We start from the raw sequence: 25,649 nt of genomic DNA on the forward strand, positions 1-25,649 counted from the left end.
TGATCTGATATCCTCTCTAATTTACTTCTTTATCATCGAGAGCGCGCCATAGAGAATGGAATCATCTCCCAGAGCCGCTTTCTTAAACTCAACTGTCTCCCTGATGGAAGGCATGCAGTATCTGTCAACTTCCGCAAGGATCTTTTCCATGAAGATGTCACCTACTGCTTCGATGACGCCGCCGCCATAAACGACCACGTCAGGGCTGAACGTATTGACGAGATTGCCGGATGCGATGGCCAGATAATGGCATGCGCGGTTGACGGCTTCCCTTGCCACGGCATCACCTTCGGCGAGAGCATTCTTCAATGCCTTGGACTTGAATACACCGTCCGTAACTGTCTCGGCCATGGAAGACTTTCTGCCTCTGGAGACCTGCTGTCTGATATAGGATGACATACCCTGCTTACTGGAGAATGCCTCAAGACAGCCTCTCTGGCCGCAGTTGCACAAAGGACCCTCAGGATCGAGGATCATGTGGCCATATTCGGCAGCCTTGAACTTGTTGCCTGTAAACAGTTCACCGTTAAGGATCAGTCCGCCGCCCATTCCGGTTCCGACGAAGAGACCAACAACGTTCTTGTAGCCTTTAGCGGCACCGAACTTGTATTCACCCAGCACGCCGACATTAACGTCGTTGCCGATATAGAACGGGCATCCGAACTCCTCTTCGATCGGTTTTCTGATGTTGTAATTTCTCCATGGGAGATTGGGTGAGAAAAGGACAACGCCCTTATCCTGGTCGATGACGCCGGGAGCGCCTGCTGCAATGGCATGTATGTCGCTCTTCTTGATACCTGATGTGCTGATGAGTTCCTTTACCACGTTGATGATGACCTGTTCAACGTTCTCGGAAGAATCACCGCCGGCCTTGGTCTTCTTCTTAAGCCTGTACACCACTTCTTTCTTGGAGTTGAAGATAACACCGAGAACCTTGGTACCGCCGATATCAAGACAAAGATTATAAGATTCTGCCATTGCTTAATTCCTCCTCTAATTTATTTTCTCAGCTGACGCCAAGCGCGGTTCCAGCCGTGCCGGCATCGCTGAAGTTCTTCTTTTCCTGTGTGCCGTTCTTGTAGATAAGAACAGGCTGCTTTCCTTCAACGATGGTTTCTTTCTTGATGATGCATTCCTTTACATCCTTCTCGGAAGGGATATCGAACATTACATCTCTCATGGTTCCCTCTATGATCGAACGGAGACCTCTGGCGCCGATATTCTGCTCGATCGCCTTATCGGCAATTGCCTTGATGGCATCCTCTTCGAAAATGAGATCAACATCGTCCATCTTGAGCATCTTCTGATACTGCTTGATGATCGCATTCCTGGGTTCGGTGAGTACTCTTACGAGAGCATCCCTGTCGAGCTTGTCCAAAGATACTGTTACCGGCAGACGGCCGATAAACTCGGGAATCAGACCGAACTTCATGAGGTCGTCAGGCTTAACATCGTGGAAATAGAAGCCGCTGTTGCGGTCCTTCTTTGACTGGACCTCGGCTCCGAAACCGTACTGCTTCTGCTCGACTCTCTCAGCGATTATCTCATCAAGGCCGTCGAAAGCGCCGCCTACGATAAAGAGTATGTTTGTCGTATCGATCTTGATGCACTCTTCGTTGGGATGCTTTCTGCCGCCCTTCGGAGGTACGTTTGCGACCGTGCTCTCCAATATCTTGAGCAATGCCTGCTGAACGCCTTCGCCGCTTACGTCACGCGTAATGGAAACGTTCTCGGACTTCTTCGTGATCTTGTCGATCTCGTCGATATAAACGATACCCGTCTGGGCCCTGTCTATATCATAATCAGCAGCGATAATGAGCTTTAAGAGAATGTTCTCGACGTCTTCTCCGACGTAACCTGCCTGTGTAAGGCTCGTTGCGTCAGCAACCGCAAAAGGAACATTGAGTATCCTTGCAAGGGTCTGTGCCAGGAGCGTCTTACCTGAACCTGTAGGTCCGAGCAACAGGATATTGCTCTTGGAGATCTCAGTATCGTCCTGAGGAAGGTCAGCATATACTCTCTTGTAATGGTTATAAACCGCAACCGAAAGAGCGACCTTTGCTTCTTCCTGTCCTATGACGTAACTGTCGAGCTTTTCTTTTATCTCATGGGGTGTAACAAGCTTTTTGGGCTTGATGCTGCGCATCTTGCGCTTCTTGTTGACTTTCTCCTCCTCAGCTACGATGCCGTAAGCCGTCCTGATGCAGTCGATGCAGATATAACAGTTTACGCCTGAGAAAAGTCTCGGTACCTCATACTCGGATTTGCCGCAAAAAGAGCAGCTTAAGACTTCTCTGGAGTCGCCGCCGTAGTTGCCGTTCTTAGAATTAGCCATTAAATAACTCCTGAAAAACAAAATTCGTAGTCATGATATTCTATCACTACGACGCTATTTTAACAAAATAATATATATATAATATTTCAAACGCGTGAAAAATTATCAGTCAATGACACAAACGGCGGTTAAATGGCCGCAGAATCGAGGATGACGGTGAACGGGCCGTCATTGATCAGACTCACCTGCATGTCTGCCCCGAAAACGCCGGTTCCGAGCTTTTTGACCTGAGGTCTTATGGTGTCAGCGATATAGTTATAGAGCTCTTCTGCTCTCTGAGGACCCATGCTGTCCGTAAATGAAGGTCTGTTTCCGTGCTTGCAGTCAGCATAGAGCGTAAACTGGGACACTAGGAGCATTTCCCCGCCGATATCTGTCAGACTGAGGTTCGTCTTGCCGTTCTCGTCTGAAAATATCCTGAGCTTCAGGAGCTTGGCGATCATCTTGTCAGCAACAGCCTCATCATCGTCCTTGCCGACGCCGCAGAGGACGAGCATGCCGGGGCCTATCGAAGACACCGTCTCACCATCGATATCAACTGATGCCTGTTTTACGACCTGTATGCAGAATCTCATGATCAGAACTCCATTTCGCCCTTGAAAGTCTCGAGCATATACCAGTTACCGTTTCTCTCGTATACAACAAAATAGAAATACGTATCCATGGTATCTCCGGAACCGCTGAATCGGACTCCGATCTTTTGAAGCTGTATCTGGCTAATCTCCGAGTATTCGGCTTCCGTGTTAAGGCATATGTGAGCCTTCATGCTCGCCTGGTCATAACCGTTCTCTATCGTGTAATCCCTGTAGTCCACCGATGCGGTACCCATAACAGCCGAGCTGACTTTCATTACGCTCTTATACTGCTCGAAAACATCAGCGCCGGCAGCCTTGCCGAGTCTTTCGAGATAACCGTCGGGATAGCATTTATTGAACAGTTCCCGGTCATCGGTGAAGATCGACTCCAGGAAAGCCCTCGCAACATATTTTCCGCCCGTGTTTACCTGTTCAATGGTCACGGGATCTTCGATCTTAAAAGGCTGTTCCTTTATCTCATTACAGCCCGAAATGCCAAAAACCAACACCATAAAGGTAATCAATAACACTGCTGCCTTACGCATCCTGTCCCCCCTGCCCGGTCATCTTCTTTACGTATTCGAGATACTCATTGACCTTGCGCTCATATCCGATATCCGTCGGCTCGTAATACTTCGTTCCGAGCATCTTATCGGTCATATACTGTTGCTTTGTTATGTGTCCGGGGAAATCGTGCGGATACTTGTACCCGACGGAATATCCAAGATCCTCCATGCCCTTAGCAGGCGCATTCCTGAGGTGCATGGGAACGACTCCCGTATCTTTTGACCTGACATCTCCCAGCGCCTTGTCAATGGCCAGATAAGCCGCGTTGGACTTTGGCGAAGTCGCGACCGTGATCGCAGCTTCGGCCAGCGGTATCCTCGCCTCCGGCATGCCGACGGCCCTGGCGCATTCATAAGCGGCAACTGCCACAAGCAGCGCGTTGGGATTGGCCATTCCGACATCTTCGGCCGCGCAGATCATGATCCGCCTTGCCAGGAACTCGATGTCCTCGCCCGCAGCGAGCGCACGGGCCAGATATAGTATAACTGCGTCAGGATCAGAGCCCCTCATGGACTTGATCATGGCGCTTATATTGTCATAGTGGTTTTCCCCGTCCTTATCGAAAAGAACAGTCCTGGTCTGGATACATTCCTTCATTACCTCGTCCGTAATAACGATGGTACCGTCAGCCGAAGGAGGTGTTGTAATAACGGCAAGTTCAAGACTGTTCAGTGAAGATCTCGCGTCTCCGTTCGAAGTCTCGGCTATCTTGATCAGTGTCTCATCGGAGATCTCGACATCCATCGAGCCTAAGCCGCGTTCCTTGTCTGTCAGGGCATTCTTTAGAACCTTAACTATGTCCTTTGCCTCGAGAGGCTTCAGCTGACATACGGTTGATCTCGAGACAAGAGCCTTGTTCACTTCAAAGAACGGATTTTCCGTCGTGGCTCCGATCAGCACGACAGTCCCGTCCTCTACGAACGGGAGAAGCGCATCCTGCTGGAGCTTGTTGAATCTGTGGATCTCGTCGATGAACAGGACAGTCTTGCGGCCTTCCGAAAGCAACGGATTCGAGGCGTCGGAAACTATCTTCTTGATGTCCGAAACGCCTGCCGTGACGGCATTCAGCTGTTCAAACCTGGATTTGGTGGTATTGGCGATAACACGTGCAAGAGCAGTCTTGCCGACTCCAGGCGGCCCGAACAAAATGATCGAAGACAGTCTGTCTGCCTCGATCATCCGTCGGAGCATCTTACCTTTGCCGATAATATGCTCCTGCCCCGCATACTCATCCAGAGTCAACGGAGACATTCTGTAAGCCAGCGGTTTGTTATCTTCCATAAGCCTTAGCTTTGAGTATCAGCTCAAAGCGGGATCAAACGATATCAGGATATACGGGATACTTATCAGTAAGAGCCTTGACTCTCTTGATGGATTCTTCCTTCTTGTTATCGTAGTCGAAGATGCAATCGGCAATGATGTTTGCAACTTCAACGAAATCCTCTTCCTTGAAGCCTCTTGCAGTAGCTGCAGGTGTACCAACACGTACGCCGGATGTTACTGTAGGCTTTTCGGGATCGAAAGGAATTGTATTCTTGTTAGCCGTGATGTTTACATCATCCAAACGCTCCTGGAGCATAGCGCCTGTAACGCCTGTGCCTCTCAGGTCGATGAGCATGAGGTGGTTGTCAGTTCCGCCTGAAACGAGGTTAACGCCTCTTGCGAGGAGTGCTTCGCTCATTGCCTTTGCGTTCTTTATGATCTGCTCGGCATAAGCTCTGAACTCAGGAGAGAGAGCTTCCTTGAAAGCAACAGCCTTTGCAGCGATGATGTGCATGAGGGGGCCGCCCTGCTGTCCGGGGAATACTGCGGAATTGATCTTCTTCGCATATTCCTCTTTGCACATGATGATACCGCCACGGGGTCCTCTCAATGTCTTGTGTGTAGTTGTCGTTACGAAATCAGCGTACGGAACCGGATTCGGGTGAAGTCCTGCTGCTACAAGACCGGCAATGTGTGCCATATCAACGAAGAGATACGCGCCAACTTCGTCAGCGATCTCTCTGAATTTCTTAAAGTCGATGATCCTCGGATAAGCAGAAGCGCCTGCAACGATTACCTTAGGCTTGCACTCGAGAGCCTTTGCTCTGATTGCCTCGTAGTCGAGCATCTGTGTCTTCTCGTCTACCTGATAGAACTCGGAATGATATGTTCTTCCGGAAACGTTGATCTTCATACCGTGAGTGAGGTGACCGCCGTGTGAGAGGTCGAGTCCGAGGATGGTGTCACCGGGTTCGAGGATGGCGAAATAAACTGCCGTGTTAGCCTGTGCACCGGAGTGGGGCTGTACGTTAACGTGCTCAGCACCGAAGAGCTGCTTAGCTCTGTCTATTGCAAGCTGCTCTACGATATCCACATACTCGCATCCGCCGTAATAACGCTTTCCCGGGTAACCCTCTGCGTATTTGTTTGTGAGCGGAGAACCTGCTGCTTCGAGGACAGCCTCGGAAACCATGTTCTCTGATGCGATAAGCTCGATCTTGTTTCTCTGACGTCCGATCTCCTGCATTATTGCGGAATAGACTTCAGAATCCTCAGCCTTGATGTGGTCGTACATATATAAAATTCCTCCTCGGGTTGTAATCAACGCGTAATATTTTAGTATAAGGACCCTTTTCAATCAAGCAAAAAAACTTTAGTAAAATACCGCGTTTTCGTGTGCAAATAGGCTATAAAAGACGAGTACCGGAAGCTCAGATCTTATAGATCTCATCTGCCGAAGGAGCAGGCATAGGTCTGGTCACGCCGTCAGGACCGATTGTTTTAGCGCCCTCAGAGAGCTCTGTGAACTCGCCTATCACGGTGGCTTTTATACCTTCGGCCTCAAGTGCCGATATAACTTTTTCGGGTTCGGACGATGCGATCATGAGCGCTCCGGACGATATGAGCCTGAACGGATCAAGTCCCAACGCACCGCAGATAGCCTTCGAACAATCCGTAAAAGGAACGAGGCGCTCATCAAGCGTAACGCCGGTCTTCGAAAAGTCGGCCATCTCAAAAGCCGCTCCCTCAACACCGCCCTCGGTTACGTCGTGCATGAGGTTTACGCAGGATCTCGGAAAACCGTCCTCTCTCAATGCCCCGGTCGAAGAAGGCAGAGGTCCCAGGATGGTTCCTTCCCTGACGACTGAGATCAGCTTGCTGTAAGTCTTCGCTTCCTCGATATACTCCTCAGGCACTTTGCCTTCGAGTTTGGCGCGGTGCTCATTTGCGGCTATGAAGCTGCCTTCGATTGCTCCGGTCTTGGTTATGATCAGTTTGTCACCGGGCAGAGCATGTCCCAAAGGAACGGCGCTTCCCTTCTCGACTACTCCAAAAGCCGTCGAGATAACCACAAACCTGTTCACGCAGTCAGACACCTCTGTGTGACCGCCTACTATGTCAACTCCGAGTTTTTTAGCCTCGCGGCTGGCCTGGTCCACGATCGAACTTATGTCTTCTTCAGTTGAATCAGGAGGAGCGATTATAACTATCAGTATGCCCGTGGGCTTAACTCCGCATGCGGAAATGTCATTGCAGGATACGTGGATCGCAAGAGTACCGGACTCGCTTCCTCCGGCAGTTATGGGATCTGACGATGTTACGAGGAGGTTCTCGCCTGTTTTGAGCCATGCGCAGTCAGCACCGATTCCGGCACCCGAGAGCGTATTGCTCGATAATCCGGGCAATCTCGATAAAACAAGAGCTTCAAGCTGCTCATCTGTAAGTTTTCCTATCCTCAAGACTTATCCCCCCTGCAAGATGCTGCAATATCAGAACGGATCGATGACGATGTCTTCGGTGCCTAAAACGCCTCTCTCGACAAGATCTTCGATATCAAGGTCTTTTTCTGCTTCGATTATATCCTCGGGATGAGGGTGTGTCTTTGGATGTTTTGCAACAAAAACAGTGCAGCAATCCTCATACGGCAGTATAGATGTCTCAAAAGCGCCGATATCTCTCGAGATATCACAGGTTGCCTGCTTGTCCATGCCGATGAGGGGACGCAGGATCGGCATCTTGACGACCTCATTTGTGGCCGCAATGGCTTCCATGGTCTGTGATGCCACCTGACCCAGACTCTCGCCGGTTATGAGGCACTTGCAGTCATATTTAAGGGCAAGGCGCTCAGCAATCTGGAGCATTACACGCCTCATCGTGACCGTGAGCATGTCCTGCGGCGATTGCTTATAAAGATCGAGCTGGATCTGCGTGAAGTTTACGACATGAAGCGTCATGCGTCCCGAATATCCAGAAACGATCTTCGCGAGATCTATTACCTTCTGCTTGGCAAGGTCGCTCGTGTAAGGATATGAATGGAAATAAACGGCGTCCAAAGGCATACCGCGGGAAGCCATCATAAAGCCTGCAACAGGGCTGTCGATGCCGCCTGACAAAAGGAGCATTCCCTTTGCGCATGTACCGACCGGAAGGCCTCTGTGAGCCATCATCTTGCCTGAATAGATATAGTTGGACTCTCTGATCTCAACGTTGACAATGAAATCAGGATTCTTTACTTTTACTTTGAGTTCCGGGAATGTATCGAGCAGATATCCGCCGAGCTCGTCGCAGATCTCGGGCGAAGTCATCGGGAACGTCTTGTTTCCGCGCTTGCTCTCAACCTTGAAAGTCTGATATCCCGGATTCTGCTCCAGGAGTTCTTTTACGCAGGAAACGGCATTCTCCTTTATCGATTCAAAGTCACCTTCAAATTTCCTTGCGAGACTTACGGAGACGATGCCGAAAACCTGGCAGACAGCTTTCATGATATCCTCTGCATCCGCCATGCTCCTGAAGTTCGGATTATCCTCTTCCTTGGGCTCGATCCAGATTCTGCTCTGGCTCTGATAGATCTTCAGATTGCCGAATCTCTTGAGCCTGTACTTGAGATTCATCTTGAGCTGTATCTCAAAAGAACCCCTGTTAAGACCCTTAAGCGTTACCTCACCCATTCTTGCAAGAAGAACATTTGCCATATCTTATTCCCTCACTTGATCAGAAATTGCTCGTAGATCTCATCAACGTGCCTGATGAATTCATAAGCCTCATCCATCGTGTTATGTCTGGAAAAGCTTAACCTTACCGCGTTTGCCGCCGTCTTGCGGTCAATGCCCATCTCGAGAAGCACGTAGGAAACCTTCTTCTGCTTAGCCGAGCACGCAGAGACCGTGGATACATATATATCGTAGATCTCAAGGCAATGCAGCATAGTCTCGGATTCAAAACCTCTGAAAGACACATTGAGCACATAAGGCAGCGCATCATCGGGAGAAAGGATCTGTGCACCTCTTGCTGCCAGTTCCTTCCTCAGATAATTGTTTATCAAGGCTACTTCTTCGCGGGCTTCGTCTATCTCCGAAGAAACTTCCTTTAATGCCTCAAGGAAAGCTCCGGCGAGCACGGGACTCTGGGTTCCCGAACGCATGCCGTCCTGCTGTCCTCCGCCAACGATAAGCGGATCTATCCTTACGCCCTTGCGGACGTAGAGAACACCGTTACCCTTTACGGAATGTATCTTGTGTCCGGAGAAAGAACACATGTCAGCCCCCATGGATGCAAGATCTATCTGCATCTTACCCAATGCCTGAACGCAGTCGAGATAGATCGCAGTCGAAGGAGACATAATCTTTATCTTCTTTGCTATGTCTGCGAAAGGAAGCACTGCTCCAGTCTCGTTATTGACCAGTGTAAAGCACGCGAGTGCGACGTCTCCCTTTCCGAGTTCCTCTTCAAGGCTTGCCATAACCGGTTTCCCGTCGAGACCGACCTTAACATATCTTATCTCGTATCCGAGCTTAGCCAGATACTCCAGGCACTCTAAAGTCGCCTTATGCTCGGTTCTTGTGGATATTACGGCATTCCCCGCACGTTTGTTGCGGCTCATATATCCCTTGATGGCAGTGTTGGCGCTTTCAGTAGCGCATGACGTGAAGAATATCTCCTCGGGTTTGGCACCAAGGAGTCCTGCAGTCTCTTTTCTGATGCCCTCGTAAAGTTCGAACGCCCTGTTCCCGAGCTTATGAAGCGCACCTGGATTGGCGGACAATTGATCCTCCATGAGTTCACTGATCTTTGCCTTTACGGCATCAGAGACAAATGTTGTGGCACTGTTATCGAAATAGATCATGAGCAGCCTTTCGCTTTTTCGGCATGAATAGCACAAATTGACGACAGTATTATATATTATCGGGACTTTAACGCAACCGAGAAATAAAAACAAAACCACTAAAATATCACTAAAGGATCTGCCTGAACTGAAGTATTATCCCCTTAATCCCGTGGCATTCAGATTCCTGATCTTCTTGAGCTCAGCCTTGTTGTCGTACATGCGCTGATCGGAAATCCTGATGGCATCAGGTATCGCCCTGCCCTTGTCGACCATGGCATATCCGTAGGCGCAGACATATTCCGTCTTGTCCATCGCGGCCTTCATCGCAGCCAGGTCCTTTTTGACGGTCTCTTCAGTGCTCCCCGTGTAGAAGATCATGAACTCATCACCGCCTACACGGTAGACAGTCGCATTGCGTCCGCAGTTGCCCCTTAATATCTGAGCAACCGTCTTTAATGCCACGTCACCGGCCTGATGACCGAAATTGTCATTGAGATACTTAAGGTCGTTCATATCCACGGAGACGACACACGTAATGTAACGCGCGTTGACTTCGATATCCTGATAGTAGCTCTGTCTGTTGTACAGGCTCGTCAGCGGATCGACCTTGGCCATGTGGATGTAAAGATATGCGAAGTAAAGCAGGAATCCCGAAGTGAAAAGCGCACAGTAATCCTTATCTATGCCCAAGATCATGATGGCAAAAGCCCCAACAAGCGGACCGATCGTGATATACGCGACGATAGTCCTGTTGATCCTCGATGTGTGCCTCAGATAGATAAAATTATGGATGAGGAATATGACTACATACAAGGTAAACAGCGCATAAGGCAGATAGCTGAGCGGTCCGCCCTGATAATTGTTCGGATTGATGAAATAGAAGACTATATGCGTCCATTGTGATGTATAAAAAACAGGAATGCAGACAAGTTCCGGTATCATCAGCAGCCAGAAACGTTTCCTGTCCATCTCGGTGGTGGTGACGAGCATCATCACTATAATTATCAGCGGATAGATCGAGTAGAGCGTGGCCGTGAGCATCGGTCTTAAAATGCTGAGCTCGCTATAGGTCTGCGTCCATCTCTCAGTCAGATAACATATTGTTTCAGTCACGAGCAGCCCTATGGCAACAAGGGTTTTCCTCTTCATATAAAGCGAGATATGAGCGCCCACGAGAAGCAGGATCACGAGCCCGCCTATCTCGTAGATCATTACAAAGTTATCGCTCAAAAACTCACTCGTCGTCATCAGCTGCTTCTCCCGTTTCCGTCAGAGGTGGTTCAGTTGTCTATGTCCAGTTCATTATCGTGAATATACGGTTTTCTGTAATTCTTGCATATGCCGTGCGTATCGAAATCATAGCCCTTGCCGTCGATGATGTAATCACTCACATCACAGATCTTGTTCCCGTCGGCATCGAAATAATACCAGTTGCCGCCCTTCTCATCATAACGGCCTGACTTATGGTACGCATCCTTATACCATCCCGTTACGGTCTTTCCGTCGTATGGATTGAGACATGCGCCGTTCTCATCAAAATCATAGAACCTGTTGCCGATAAGATAATCTGTAACGTTCATGAGGATGCCGTTCTCGCCTCCTGCAAAGTACCAGACACCGCCGGCTCGGAACCACTCATTTGCATAAAGTCTTCCGTCGGATCTTGCGTAATACCAGGTGTTATAACCCGACAAAGCGTCTCCCCCGACCCAGCCTGATGTCGCCATTTCGCCGCTTTCTTTAAAATAATATGCATCATAATCCTGATAACCGTCTTTATCTTTTTCGCCTTTTGAGAACGTGATCAGACCGGTCCACATATATTTATCCATTTCGGAAAAGTAGTACCACTTATTGTTGATCTTCTTCCAGCCCATATAAGCTTTACCGTCGGAGCCGAAATAGTACCATCTCGGCATGCCGAAAAGCGTACCCTGATACCAGCAGTTAGTCCTGTATTTTCCGTTAGCATCAAAGTTATATGCACTCATGGAGTAATATTTATCAGGATCAAAATCCTCGTAAAGCCAGCCGTAACACATAACGCCGAAATAATCGGCAGGCGTTTCGGCATTAAGTGACGTACCGTCATTATCCCGGCGGAAGTAATACCATTGCCCGCCTACTTTTTTCCAGCCGGTATACGCAGCCCCGTCTGCGCCTACATAACGCCAGTTTCTGGAATCCTTATATTCGGACAGTATCTTTGCAACAGTCTCATTATAAGATTTGGATCCGCCGTCTTTTGCGGTATAGTTCTTTGCATCAGTCGACCACCTGGATTCACCGCAGTCGATCCACTTATTTGTCTCCATGGCTCCAGAACTGTTAAAGTGATAGAGCTTTCCGCCGATGAATTCCCATGCGTTCTGCAGAGCCGCTCCGTTGGATTTTAAGTAATACCATGCATTCCCGTCTTTGAGCCAGCCGGTCTTCATGGCACCGTTCTTGTCCATGTAATACCACTGGCTGCCAACCTTGACCCAGCCGGTTACCATGTAGCCCGAAGCATCAAAGTAATACCACTTGCCGCCTACGGACTTCCAGTCGTTCTTGATATACTCGCTTTCGGATGTGTAATAACGCCAGCCGGATGCACTGTCGCCCTGCCAGCCCGTTGTGGCAGCCAAAGCCGTTGAAGGAACAAATGACAACATCAAACCGGCTGTCATGACTGTTGCAAGCATCTTCCTGAAAAACATAAATGCACCTCCGGCAGTCCTGTATTCTTTAATTGTATTACTCGAAGAGCCATAAATCATTAATTGCGTGTAAAGATTGTTTTAGAAAGAACGATGGGCTGCCTCATTTTGAGACAGCCCCCGTGTTTAAACTTCTACACGATAATACCTTCGGTTACGGATTAAGGCAGACTCCGCTCGAATCGAATTCGTATGTCTTACCGCCTATCTTCTTGGATCCGGTGACCATTACACCAGAAGACTCCATATAGTACCACTTGCCTGAAAGCAGTTTCCAACCCGTTACCATGGCACCGCTGGTATCAAGGTAATACCAGTAATTGCCCGACTTGAGCCAGCCTGTCTTCATAGCGCCGGAGCCTTCGAAATAGTACCACTTGCCGCCAATGGACTTCCAGCCTGTTACCATCGCACCGGAACCTTCGAAGTAATACCACTTGCCGCCAGAAGCCTTCCAGCCGGTTACCATACCGCCGTTGCTGTCGAACAGATACCATGTTCCGCCGATGGTCTTCCAACCGGTTACCATAGCACCGTTGCTGTCGAAGTAATACCACTTGCCGCCTATTGACTTCCAGCCTGTTACCATAGCGCCGGAATTCTCGAAGTAATACCACTTGCTGCCTACCTGTACCCATCTCTTAGCCATGATGCCGGTAGCAGGATCGAGATAATACCACTTGCCGTCCTTTATCCAGCCGGTCTTCATATTACCATTCTCGTAATAGTAGTAATTACCGTCTTCAAGTACCCATCCGTTCTTGGCAACAACAACCTTCTTGAATGTAACAGTAACAGTTACGTCTGAAGCAGGCATCTCGAACTCATTTCCATTAACAGTGATAACGGTATCGCCTGCGCCCTTGACCGTAATGCTGTCGATCTCATAACCTTCAGCAGGTGTCGCAGTGATCGTAACAACATCACCGGCATTAGCCGTTGCGGTGACACTTACGGTACCGTTAACAGTTTCAGCTGCCGTGATCTTGTAATCGATCTTTATGCAGTAAACGTTTACGACAACATCTTCTGCAGGCATCGTAAATTCAGTATCACGGATAGCCGCACCGTTTACAGTAATGTACTGGAACTCGTAACCTTCGACAGGATCGACCGTAATGGTGATCTTGTCACCCATGTTGGCACTGTTCACAGAAGCTGTGGCATCACAGTTCTTAAGGTCATCGCTCATAGTGATCGTGTATACTGCTTTCTTAAAGAATACGCCTACAGTTACATTGCCTGTCGGCATCGTAAACTCAAGACCATCAGCCTTTTCTCCGTTGATCGTGATGTAATCGAATGCATATCCTTCATCAGGTGTTGCAGTGACGGTTACCTTTTCACCTGCTGCAGCAGTAGCGGACGAAACCGTTGCCGAACCGCCGGTGGAATCCTCAACAGTAACCGTGTAGCCGATCTTCTTGCAGAAAACATTTACGACGACATCAGAATCGGGCATCGTGAACTTCGTATCCTTGATGACTTCTCCGTTAACCGTAATGTAATCGAACTCATAACCGGTGTCAGCAATGACATTTACGGTAATCTCATCACAATAACCGGCGCTGTCAGTCGAGAGCGTTGCTTCACAATGCTCGATATCAGTACTCAACGTGACTGAGTATTCAGCCTCGGTGAATTCTGCATAGAAATCAAATCTCGCTCCGTCCAAGCCGTTTGTGTCTTTGGAAATCTTATACGTCCAGATTCCGTCAACAAACTCAAAAGCAGCATTATCTGACATGAGTTTATAGTAATTGTAATCAGAAGTTACCTCTGGCACATAAACTACAGGAGTAAAATCGTCATCACATCTGGTGAATGTAACGGCTTTCAGCTTATAACCGGTATCCGGAACAAACGAGATTACTACAGGCTCATTGTCAACAGCCGTAACAGGAACAAGATATTTGATCGAGTTCTCATTAGTGGGATTTACCAGGCTGCGCGCATCATCAGATATAGCAACAGAACCTGATCCGTCTGATTCGGCCCATACCAGGAACTGTCCGTCACCCGGCCAATTCAAGTCTTCAAATTCACTCCATCTAATCTGAACTTTAAATCCGCGTTCAGATTCAGGTGTGTAAGTGAATTCCCCGCTATCAAGAACATAGAGCTTTACCGTATCACCTTTGCCGTCGATTATCCTTACATACTGCTTATAATCCTGTCTGCCTTCAGGCACGTTGAACTTGAAGCTCAATGCTTCACCTGCAGTAAAATTCAGATATTTATGTTCAGTAATACGAACACCGTTGACCTCCAAACAAGCTTCTTCCAATTGATAACAATCAACGATATACTCACCTCTCCTCGGCCTGTCATAATCGCCCGGACCGCTCATGATGTAATTGATCCTGACAGAAAGTGAAGATCCACAAGCATCTTTAGGTATGGTAAGAGTAACGATGCCGTCACCGTCTACATCAAACCAATCGAGATCCGAGAAACAGAGACTGCCGGAAGTGGAATAGCTGTCATTAAAATAAGTCTTACGGTCTTTACCTGTAGTTATCACAACACTTTCAACAGGTCGGTAATCCGAATTCAGCTCGATCTTTATTCCGTCTCCGGAAATATTATCCTTGTTATATAAACAAGCTAACTCGTGCAAACGGTCAGGATTAAGAGCTGACTTTTCCGGAGGAGTCATAACGTAATAGTCAGCTCTGGTGTAATTTGCACTTATCTGAAGCAGGAATCCGTCTTGATTCTTTGTCAGAATATCGTATTCGCTCCAGAAGATCTCCATACGGAATCCGTCTTCATCTTCAGGAGTGTAACTGAAAGTAAATTTGTAATCCTCACCGGCTGCTTTCACTATCTCTATGTCGCCGTTCGCTGAAGACAGGCAGGAATTACCCTTATAGATATTAACGATCGGCACAAGACCATCTATCTGTCTATCTGTTGGCGGAACAAGAATAAAGGATATCTCATCACCGGCACTATAGTCCAAAACGGTATTATTATCTGTGATCCGGTAACCATCATAGCAACTGCTGTTTATGATGATAGAACACTCGGGTGAACCATCCGGACCAAAAGTGTCAGCACTCAAATCAAACTGCGGTTCCGTTGACTGAGCATTGGATTTCTTATAATACGCACTGAAACTGATATATTTATTTACAGCTCCATCCGGGAATTCCGAGAACTTAAATACCCATATGCCGTCTGTAAACTCGAAATCAGGATTATCAGCAATAAGGCCATCAGCATAATGGTATTCGTCAGAATCTTCTACAGCATAAACATCTGTTTGACCCCAATACTGATACTTATAAGTAATGTAAACTGCAGCAAGTTCATATCCTTTATCAGGAATAAACGAGACTATAACTTCACCGTCTCCATCTAATTCTGAAGACTTAACATAATACTTATGAGAATGTCCGCCTGCAGGTTCGGGCAGGTCTATATCATAGGACGAGACACCGATGCTTCCGTGACCGCCTTCAACATATGTTGATAACATAAACTGATCATCACCGGGCTCAGCCACATCAAACTCGCACCAGTCGATCATGACTGTAAACGGTTTAACTGAGTCAGGCGTGTAGCAGAACTGATCATTTGTAACTGTAAGATTTTTATCACCGACTCCGTCTGTAGAGCAGATAACGCCTTCGTCAGAGAAGATCTTAACAACCCGGTCAAGACCTTTTCTTGACTCGGGTGCATACAGCTTAAATACATATTCCTGTCCGGGAACGATATCAAGGACATCACCGTCTTCAACAACAATGGAATTCACTTCAACATAAGGATCAACAGCAGAACCGTCATCCCAACGCTGAGGATAATGAATCTGGAACTGACCGTCTTCCGGATGATCCGGCTTGCCGAATGATGCATATATTTCGATCCACTTGTCGTTATCGATATCTTCCGTGATCCTGTATGACCAAATTCCGTCAGCCAATATGAATCCGGGAGTCTCTGACATCAATGTGGCATAACTGTTATCATCTGAATTTTCCGGAATATACTCTTTGTCGTTAATAAAAACATATTGCAAGACATAAGTTTCTGCCGGCTCAAACGAAACATCAATATATCCGTCATCGTCAAGAACAGATGCAGGAACCACTATCTTACGGAGGCTGCGACTTGAAGGATATATCATCTCCGATCCGTTTTCGGAGATATTGACATTACCTTTGCCGCTGTAATCTGTGATGATATTGACACTGTCAGCCTGAGGAGTCAGAACATAATATTCACACCAATAGACATAAACGATAAAACCGTCATCGTTTTCGGGAGTGAACGAGAATCTGTCATTTGAAACAACAAGTTTCTTATCGCCTTCTCCTGAAGTCGAATAAACAGTCTCACCACCGGAAACAATGTTTACCACACGCTCAACACCGTTCAGATCCTCAGTCGCATTGATAACAAACTCCAATTTATCTCCGGCGTTAAAATTTACATATGAATCGTTGTTATATCTCGTGCCATTAACCACAACATGAGGAGCATCCTCACCATTCCACGGCTGGGGATAGACCAATCTGAATTCTCCGTCTAAAGGATTGCCGTCTCTTCCGAATTCAGCCGTAATGTGATACAAATTATCAAACTCATCGAATTCAGTCACCTTGAATGTCCAAATACCATCGACGTACTCAAAACGCTGATCATCTTCCAAATAACAATGAAAATAATCAGCATCAGATCCCCTAGGAACGAGCACATTTCCTTCAACAGTAACTGATTTGAGCTCACAATTCTTTTCGGGAATGAAAGAAACATAAACCGCACCATCTTCACTGATAACCGAACTCGGAACCAGTATCCTTTGCCGGTTTTCATAATATGGATCCGTTTCTACAACGGTACTCTTCTCGACCGTGACAGATCCATTGCCTATTACTTTTGTGCCAAACCAGATCTGTTTGTCGTTGGGCCAGACAGCATCATAAGCACTCCATTCTATCTGAACCCTGAACCCGTAATTTGAAGTTGGTGTAAAAACGAACTCGTCATTCTCAATAATGAGCTTATCGCTGCCTTCAGCATCAGTTGACAAATAAGTGCCATGATTGTCGAAGATCCTTACTACTCTATCAACACCCTGCCGTGTTTCAGGTGCATGAAGAGAGAAAACCAATGGTTCTCCAACCGTAAAACTTTGACAGCAACCACCATAATCAAAACTGTCAACTGTCACGCCGTTGACTTCAACAGAACCCTGCTCCTCATCATTAACATACATAGTATTATATTCAACTGAATACTCGCAGGCTCCCGGTCCATAACCCGGATCATCCGGCATACCATCGTCAGCCGTGAACGACATATAGAGCCAGCTGCCATAGTAATTATCATTATTCAGAGTAATCGCAATTCCGCCGTCGACTTCATCGATACCGTCAATATATTCAAAAGCTTCATCCAAGTCATAATGGTTGAAATCAAACATAATTTCAGCAATTTCATGACCTTCATCAGGAGTAACGGTGATAACAACGCCGTCTTCAAGACAAGCCTTGTCGATCCTGTATCTTGTATGATCATCGTTGTGGGGTTCAACATAGACCTCTCCTGACGGAGCAACGTCATAATTTATTGAACCTTTACCCTCTATATCTAAACAAAAACTGTTATCATCGGAACTTAAAGTATCAAACTCACACCAATTGATGCGGACAGTAAATCCGTATGGATAATCTGGAGTATAACTGAAAGTATATTCCGAACCGTTTCCTGTAAGTTCAGGATACTCACTCGTACGACCATTATTACTGATAATCTTAACTTCAGGAGTCTCTCCCGCTCTTTGCTCAGGAACCGTAACAACAAAATCGATTTCTTCCTCCGCATCATATGAATAATATGTTGAATCATAGATATCTTTGCCATTAGCATTCAGGAATGCGCCACCTTCAAAGAACTTATATTGCGCTTTAAAAAATCCTGAAGCATCATACATATTAGAAACGATCCACTTATCGCGGATGGAATCATAGATTACAGGCCGCTCGACTTCCTCGGTAGGGATCTCAACGAGATCATCATTATAATCAGAATAATATACAGTGAGCCCCGCAAAGTTATTTGAATTCAAAGAAAGATCGATACAAGCTCCGTCTCCGCCGATGATCTTGCCGTTAGGACCAATTTCTCCGCCGGCATGATCGCCTATATCAACAATATTTAAACTTCCCATTCCATCGGTAACGCCTTCGATCTCAAGGGTTCCATAGACGTGCATGAAAAGAACACAAAGATATGTACCTTCAATTCGTCCATCTTCCTCGTAAGATCCGATGGTTAACGTAACATCCTCTGGAATCACGATTTCATCATAAGTAAAACGATAATATGTCGAATAGCGATAATCGGAGATAAAAGTATAGATGTTGCTCCTGCTCTGATTATAAAAATAATCATCTATAGTTTCATAATCAATATCTCCGGTATACTCCGGGCAATAACCTTCACGACTGGTTACTTCCAATTCGTCAGATGCTACTTTACCGCTATCAGAAATACGGAAATTATGACTACCGAATAAAATATCGTCGGTAGTTGTATAAACGGTACCTTTATTAACCCAAACAGTATAATCATCATCCTGAAGATCATATGAACCGCCGTTTACAAACACTCCGGTTTTATAAGCATTATCCGGTATCTCTTTTGCGATGCCAGTCTCATAGGTGGTTTCGTCTGTATAAATGTAATAAACATCGTTTTCGTCAGCTCTGACCACCAACGCGTTGATCGGCAAAAAGCCGACGACAAGAACGACCGCTAAGGCCGCTGCAAATGAATGCTTGAATTTGTAACTCATAGAGACCTCCTTTGCATTCGTGCGATAGATTGTTTAAGGAATATATACAGATGATTTTATCAGCAATATGTCATTATCATTACAAGAAAGAAGAAAATTTTGATTTTTGTAACACTTTATTTCAATAATAATCCTATTTGTCAGACAGGCTTAAGAACGATATTGAACAAAAAGTAAGTTGTCCGCTCGAAACTATTCACAGCTAACATTAATCTCTCACAAACCACTAAGAATCCAGTTGTTAAGAGCGTGCATTATAGGGAGAAAATAATCTGCGACACTAAATGGAGGCAAAACGCTTATTCCGGTACTCTTCCGCTGAAAGGATTCTTGCAGATGCCGAGAGTGTCAAAATCGTAAGCCTTGCCGCCGATCACGTAGTCTTCGACACCGCATACCTTCTTGCCGTTACGGTCGATATAGCTCCAGGCATATCCGTCCTCATACCAGAAATAAGGTTCGGTGTCATATTTTCGCTCGTACCAGCCTGTGATCTTCCTGCCGTCATAAGGATTCTTGCATACACCGTTCGAATCGAAGTCATAGCCTTTGCATCCGATCTCATAATTATCGGCAGACGCGACCATCTCACCGAGCCTGTTGAAATAGTACCAGTTATTGTTGTACTTGAACCAGCGGTCCTTATAAAGTGATCCGTCGGATGCGGAATAATACCACTTTTTGTGATACCTGTACCATCCCGTAACCATCTCGCCGCTTTCTTTGAAAAGATAGATATCCCAGTCAACGGAATACCCGTCCTCATCGTATGTATCGTAGAAAAAATACATCTCATCCGTGCAGGCATAGCCCGGACCGTTGATGCCCTTAGCGAAGTCGATACAGTCCGACTCAAAGAAATACCACTTGTTCCTTATCTTCTGCCAGTCAGACAGCGCATGTCCGTCCGCATCGAAATAATACCAGTTGGTATATTCGTATTCGCCGGGACCGTAATACCATCCATCCGTCCTGTAATGACCGTCACCGTCAAAGTTGTACCAGGCTTCTTCCGACTCGTCGAAATAGAACCCGTAAGTCATAACGGCATAGGCATCCTGGAACTCTTCTTCGGTATCAACAAGAGTTATGTCCTCATCATTGAAGTGATACCATTCGCCACCGACTTTCCGCCAGCCCGTATAAGCCGCACCGTCATCGCCGACGAAACGCCAGATCTTCTTGTCCTTATATTCGGCCATTACCTCTTCGTAATCGGGATTTAATTCAACATATTCATCATAGTATTCGTCTAACTGATAATCGCCGCAGGAAATCCATTTGTGGGTTTCCATAACGCCGTTCTTTCCGAAATGATAGAGCTTGCCGTTTATCACTTCCCATGTATCCATGAGAGTATAGCCGTCTCCGTCAAAGTAATACCATTCGTTATCGATGAGCTTCCAGGACTTCTTTACGTATTCGGTATCAGAAGTGTAGTAACGCCATCCGTCTTTATAGTTTCCCTGCCAGCCGGTCGTATCCGCAACTGCGGATGAAGATACGATCGAGAGCACCATTGCTGCCGAAAAGCCTGTTGCCAAGAACTTTCTGATCCCCATACTGTAAATCTCCTTGCATCTAGAGTTATATCATTATACCAAAGTGCGAAAAACGGTATTCTCCGCCAATGATCACAGCAGTTTATACATCCTTACGCAATCGAAATCTCCGCTCTTGATAACACTGTCGTCTCCGTGGACAAACCCAAGTTTTTCATAAAACCCTATAGCCTTCAAACGGCTGTCAATTATGATCTTTCCGTAACCGAGTTCTCTTATCCACTGTTCAGCTTCCAATACTGTCTTCTGCCCTAACTTCTGACCGCGGTATTCAGGCAGCACTACAAGACGCCCAAGTATCACACTGTCAGCACCTGTTTCATAGAAGCGGCATGTCGCCACGGGATATCCGTCATCTAAAAGAATGATGTATCTCGTTCCGTCGCAGTCATGTTCATCGAACTCGTCCCTGAGCGGAATGTGATGCTGACGGTTCATTCCCTGAATACGGACCGAATAAGCTCCCGCTCTCTGCCACTCGGCCTCACCCCGCATTACTTCTACCACAAACACCTCCAGGCTTACCCGAATACAGAATTAAAGACACTGTAGTTGCTCAGATCATTCGGACTGCAGTAAACTGCGAACTCTATAACCTTGAAATACTTTCCGTACTGATCGACGGCAATCCTAGCGGCTTCCGCAGCAACTTCAGGAGGATTGCGGAACGCGCCGCATCCGAAAGCTCCGAGGATAACCGCCTCACATCCTTTTACAACCGCAACTTCCAACATCCTGCTAAGCCTTTGGACATGTATTTCTTTAAGAGCTTCATTGCCAATCTCAGCTCTCTTAGCCCCGTCTGAAGGGTTGAACCTGTTAGAGGGATCCGATCGCAGATTCGGTGCTGCACATGTGATCACATCAACGCTGTACCATTCCTTTTCAGGCATCATCTCAGGCAGAGCCGTATCCGTCTTGAAGACTACAACTCCGGGCGTGTAAATGATATCCCCGTTATGCAGCGGATCACCCGTTTTCCTGTGCGGCTTGTAGAATCCGTCCCACATTTCCTTAACATCAAGACAAGGATACAGAGTCGAGCATCTGCAAAGACACTCTTCCTGCGCCCCCGCACCTGTTACAACTCCGCCGCCGGGATTCGTGGATGACGCAAAATTATGAACTGCAGTCTTGAGTCCCGCCTTTGAGTATTCCGAAGCCGCCTCAAAGGATCTTTTACGAGATACAACGATCTTCGTATCGTTTTCGTTAAGAACCGAATGATCAAATCCGGTCGCATCTTTTTCGAGTATCAGCTTCTGTCCGCGGACGGAATCTTCCACAACGTCCTTAAGAGATGCATCATTCATATAATGCAAACGCGTATCTTCAAAGACTTTCGCCCTTGCGTCTCTGTCACTCCAACCCATATGCGGTTCTCCTATACATCTGATATGATTTTTAATTATAGCAAATAATAAGAGACCGAAGTCTTTGCCTCGGTCTCTTAATTATTTCGATTCTGTCAAAACAAATCTTGCAGGATCTTAACCAACTGCGATAGGTCTGCCCGCATTGGGATTTGCGCATTCTCCGCTGGGATAGAAATCGTATTCCAGATCCTCTATCACGAAACCTACCACGTTGCTTACCATGAACGGGCCATCAAAGTAGTAGAACTTGTCCCCCTTCTGGAGCCAGTCGTCATAGACAAGCGAACCGTCGGAATTTGCATAGATCCAGCGTTTCTCACCGTCGACCATGACAGAATACCAGCCTGTCAACATCTCGCCCGAATCTTTAAAGTAGTACCAGACATCACCTAACAGGAGCTCTCCTGTTACCATCGAGCCGTCATATTCATCGAAGTAATACCATTTACCGCCAATGGCCTTCCAGCCCTTGCATACGCGTCCGTCAGCACCCATGTACCACCAGGCTACGCTTGCATCTTCAAAGATGCCCTGACGCCATGCATTCTTCAGATATTTGCCGTCTTTTCCGAAATAATACAGTTCGCCATCACTGTCAAACGTGAAATAGTAGGCCATATTCCCCATTGTGATGAAAGAAGAATTTGAATCTCCGTATTCAAAGAAATACCAGGAACCGTCCACCTTATGCCAGCCTGTATAAGCCGCGCCGTCATCACCGACATAACGCCAGTTACGCACGCCTCTGAACTCCTTCATCAGCTTTACGAAATTCTCGCTGAAAACATCTCCGGCATCATAGGACGCTCCTGACATTTGGGAATAAAACGATTCGCCGCAGTCGATCCACTTTCCGGTTTCCATAGCGCCGCTCTTATTGAAATGATAGTGCTTGCCGCCGATGATCTTCCAATCATTCGTAACTGCAGCGCCGTTGCTGAGTAAGTAGTACCACTTACCGCCGTCCTGAAGCCATCCGGTCTTCATGGCACCGTCTTTACCGAAGAAGTACCATTTGCCTTTGATCAAAACCCAACCGGTCTGCATTATCCCGGATTCATCGAAGTAATACCACTTGCCGCTGATCTTCTTCCAGTCACTCTTTACGTATTCGGTATCAGACGTGTAATAACTCCATCCGTCTTTATCGTTACCGCGCCAACCGCCGCCGTCAGCCATAGCCGTGGCAGGCATAAAGCTCATTATCATGCCAGCAGTCATAACTACCGCCAGGATCTTCTTTAAACCCATATTTGACCTCCTCTTTTTGTAAAAGTTCTTTGATTATAACAGAGTATTGGCAAAACAACATATAAAAGGACTATCTCGTTTTGTTTTGAGATAGTCCCTGTAAATATTAGATAGATTCTTTATCCTTAAGCCGGATTTGCTCTTCCGCTCGGATTCGTGCAGACCCCGTGACTGTCAAAGTCATAATACTTGCCGTTGATCTTCATATTGGTCCTGTTGCATACCATGCCGGCGCCGTTGAAATAATACCATTTGCCGTTCTCGTTAAGCCATTCCCTGTAGTACAATTTGCCGTTGGCCCTTGCACAATACCAGTAACCTCTATAATCCTTATACCAGCCGGTTACCATCTGTCCGTTAGGCTTGAAATAGTAATAATCTCCGTCGATGTAAGTGAATCCGTTTTCGTACATATCTCCGACATCTTCATCGAAATAATACCAGCTGCCGTCGATCTGATGCCATTTGGTATACGCGCGGCCGTCAGATGCAAAATAGAACCATGCGGTTACGCTATCGGTAAGCTTCAGTTCGTACCAGCCGTTCCTCTTATATTTTCCGTTTCCGTCAAAGAAGTAGATATTATCATTATTGTCGGTCATCCATCCGTAACGCATGGCTCCGTAACGGTCCTCGTTGTTATAGAGGATCAGATCATTTAGAGCATCACCGTTGTTCTTGTTTTTGTCGACGAACTCATCAAAGAAATACCACTGTCCGTCAACAATCTTCCAGCCTGTATATGCCGCGCCGTTCGCACCGACATATCTCCACATCTTCTTGCCTTTATAGTCCCGATGAAAGATAACATCGACATCTTCGACCTTAACAAGATTTACGTCATCATATGCGATCCACTTGTTTGTATCCATGGCACCGTTTCCTGCGAAATGATATAGCTTTCCGCCTATCTTTTCCCAGCTGTTGACTACCATCGCGCCGCTCTCATCCAGGTAATACCAGTTCTTATTCTCCTCGAGCCAGCCCGTCTTCATGTATCCCGAAGCATCGAAATAGTACCACTTGCCGCCAATCTTCTTCCAGCTGTTCTTTACATATTCGGTATCACTGGTGTAGTAACGCCAGCCGTCAGTATTACTTCCCTGCCAGCCGGTTGTTGCAGCCAAAGAAGTTGTCGGGATAAATGTCATCATCATGCCTGCAGTCATCGCAACTGCCAGAATATTTTTAATACGCATACTCAATTCTCCTTATTCTCATTCAAATATTCTTCTATGGAATCCTGGAACCGCAAAAGGCAGCTCCCGGAATTTTATAACTCAGTAAAGATCCTTATGTTAAAGTGGTCCTTCCGCTGTAAGGATTCTTACATACGCCATGACTGTCAAAGTCATAATACTTGCCGTTGATGTAGTAATTATTCTTGTTGCATGTCATCGCGCCGATACTGCCGAAGTAATACCACTTGCCGTCCTCTTCGTACCATTCATAGGCATAAAGAGCACCGTTATCCCTGGCCAGATACCAGCGGCCGCTCTTATCCTTATACCATCCGGTGATCATCTGACCGTTTTCTTTGAAGTAATAATACTTATTGTCGATCCTGTAGGAACCGTTCTGATACATACTTCCGACACCGGGAACAAAATAATACCAGCTGCCGTCGATCTGATGCCATCCGATATACGCGCGTCCGTCCGGCTGGAAATAGAACCAGGCATCCGAACCCTCAGACAAAACAAGATTAAACCATCCGTCGTTCTTATATCTTCCTCTGCCGTCAAAGAAATACACAGAACCCTTATTATCGGTCAGCCAGCCGTAACGCATGGCACCATAGCGGTCCTCATTCTCATAAAGAAGGATACCGTTTAAGATATCTCCTGTATTATTATCGGTATCGATCTCCTCATCAAAGTAATACCACCTGCCGTCAACGACTTTCCATCCGACATAAGCAGCACCGTTCGATCCGACATAACGCCACATCTTGCTGTTCTTAAAATCCTTGTGGAAAACGACATCAACACCGGAGATATCGATCAGTTCTATATCGCTGTAGGAGATCCACTTATTTGTATCCATGGCTCCGCTCGTGCCAAAATGATACATCTTGCCGTTTATCGTCTCCCAGCTGTCGACCAGCATGGCTCCGGTTTTATCAAGGTAATACCAAATTCCGCCGTCTTCGATCCAACCGGTCTGCATAAAGCCGGACTTGTCGAAGTGATACCACTTGCCGCCGATCTTTTTCCAGCTGTTCTTTACATACTCCGTGTCACTGGTGTAGTAACGCCATCCTGCCGCATTACTGCCCTGCCAGCCTGTTCCGGCCGCCATCGCAGTCGCAGGAATGAACGTCATCATCATGCCTGCGGTCATTGCCGCAGCGATGATCTTCCTGATAACCATATCTAATCCTCC

Annotated in this window: 18 protein-coding genes; all 18 read right to left on the reverse strand. The window is 46.8% G+C overall.

The window, feature by feature from the left end; genetic code table 11:
- Window positions 1-21 precede the first annotated feature (21 nt).
- Entirely contained in the window at window positions 22-978 is a 957-nt protein-coding gene (locus BO18_RS17845; protein WP_034448778.1) for an ROK family protein, read from the reverse strand.
- Between the two features lie 28 nt (window positions 979-1,006).
- The gene (gene clpX / locus BO18_RS17850) at window positions 1,007-2,335 is read right to left on the reverse strand and encodes an ATP-dependent Clp protease ATP-binding subunit ClpX (RefSeq protein WP_034448779.1); all 1,329 of its coding nucleotides are present in this window, start codon (window positions 2,333-2,335) and stop codon (window positions 1,007-1,009) included.
- A gap of 128 nt (window positions 2,336-2,463) precedes the next feature.
- Window positions 2,464-2,910 carry a D-aminoacyl-tRNA deacylase gene (gene dtd, locus BO18_RS17855; RefSeq protein ID WP_034448781.1) on the reverse strand — a complete coding sequence of 149 codons (447 nt, stop codon included), beginning with the start codon at window positions 2,908-2,910 and terminating at the stop codon, window positions 2,464-2,466.
- Between the two features lie 2 nt (window positions 2,911-2,912).
- Window positions 2,913-3,455: a hypothetical protein gene (locus tag BO18_RS17860; protein ID WP_034448783.1), complete on the reverse strand. Its 543-nt coding sequence runs from the start codon at window positions 3,453-3,455 to the stop codon at window positions 2,913-2,915.
- Complete coding sequence (locus BO18_RS17865; RefSeq protein ID WP_034448785.1) at window positions 3,448-4,758, reverse strand: replication-associated recombination protein A; 1,311 nt, start codon at window positions 4,756-4,758, stop codon at window positions 3,448-3,450. The genes BO18_RS17860 and BO18_RS17865 overlap by 8 nt, the downstream gene beginning before the upstream one ends.
- 34 nt (window positions 4,759-4,792) lie before the next feature.
- Window positions 4,793-6,034, reverse strand: coding sequence for a serine hydroxymethyltransferase (glyA, locus tag BO18_RS17870; protein WP_034448787.1), 1,242 nt, complete (start codon window positions 6,032-6,034; stop codon window positions 4,793-4,795).
- 136 nt (window positions 6,035-6,170) lie between these two features.
- A complete protein-coding gene (locus BO18_RS17875; RefSeq protein WP_034448789.1) occupies window positions 6,171-7,199 on the reverse strand; it encodes an AIR synthase family protein in 1,029 nt (342 codons plus the stop codon).
- Window positions 7,200-7,229: 30 nt separating this feature from the next.
- Window positions 7,230-8,432 carry a tRNA uracil 4-sulfurtransferase ThiI gene (thiI, locus tag BO18_RS17880; protein ID WP_034448790.1) on the reverse strand — a complete coding sequence of 401 codons (1,203 nt, stop codon included), beginning with the start codon at window positions 8,430-8,432 and terminating at the stop codon, window positions 7,230-7,232.
- Between the two features lie 11 nt (window positions 8,433-8,443).
- Complete coding sequence (locus tag BO18_RS17885; RefSeq protein ID WP_051688911.1) at window positions 8,444-9,583, reverse strand: cysteine desulfurase family protein; 1,140 nt, start codon at window positions 9,581-9,583, stop codon at window positions 8,444-8,446.
- Between the two features lie 135 nt (window positions 9,584-9,718).
- Window positions 9,719-10,813: a GGDEF domain-containing protein gene (locus tag BO18_RS17890; protein WP_034448791.1), complete on the reverse strand. Its 1,095-nt coding sequence runs from the start codon at window positions 10,811-10,813 to the stop codon at window positions 9,719-9,721.
- A 32-nt stretch (window positions 10,814-10,845) separates the two neighbouring features.
- Complete coding sequence (locus BO18_RS17895; protein WP_034448792.1) at window positions 10,846-12,267, reverse strand: hypothetical protein; 1,422 nt, start codon at window positions 12,265-12,267, stop codon at window positions 10,846-10,848.
- Between the two features lie 154 nt (window positions 12,268-12,421).
- Window positions 12,422-19,075, reverse strand: coding sequence for an N-acetylmuramoyl-L-alanine amidase family protein (locus BO18_RS17900; protein ID WP_034448794.1), 6,654 nt, complete (start codon window positions 19,073-19,075; stop codon window positions 12,422-12,424).
- Between the two features lie 299 nt (window positions 19,076-19,374).
- Complete coding sequence (locus BO18_RS17905) at window positions 19,375-20,637, reverse strand: hypothetical protein (RefSeq protein WP_034448795.1); 1,263 nt, start codon at window positions 20,635-20,637, stop codon at window positions 19,375-19,377.
- A 72-nt stretch (window positions 20,638-20,709) separates the two neighbouring features.
- On the reverse strand, window positions 20,710-21,144 hold the full coding sequence (locus tag BO18_RS17910) for a GNAT family N-acetyltransferase (RefSeq protein ID WP_242856592.1): 435 nt from the start codon (window positions 21,142-21,144) through the stop codon (window positions 20,710-20,712).
- Between the two features lie 14 nt (window positions 21,145-21,158).
- Window positions 21,159-22,010 (reverse strand): TIGR02452 family protein, encoded by an 852-nt coding sequence (locus BO18_RS17915; RefSeq protein ID WP_034448797.1) that lies wholly within the window; start codon window positions 22,008-22,010, stop codon window positions 21,159-21,161.
- A gap of 117 nt (window positions 22,011-22,127) precedes the next feature.
- Complete coding sequence (locus BO18_RS17920) at window positions 22,128-23,264, reverse strand: hypothetical protein (RefSeq protein ID WP_034448799.1); 1,137 nt, start codon at window positions 23,262-23,264, stop codon at window positions 22,128-22,130.
- Between the two features lie 125 nt (window positions 23,265-23,389).
- Entirely contained in the window at window positions 23,390-24,463 is a 1,074-nt protein-coding gene (locus BO18_RS17925; protein ID WP_034448800.1) for a hypothetical protein, read from the reverse strand.
- 94 nt (window positions 24,464-24,557) lie between these two features.
- Window positions 24,558-25,637, reverse strand: coding sequence for a hypothetical protein (locus tag BO18_RS17930; RefSeq protein ID WP_034448801.1), 1,080 nt, complete (start codon window positions 25,635-25,637; stop codon window positions 24,558-24,560).
- Window positions 25,638-25,649 lie beyond the last annotated feature (12 nt).

The organism is Butyrivibrio sp. AE2032, from assembly GCF_000702965.1.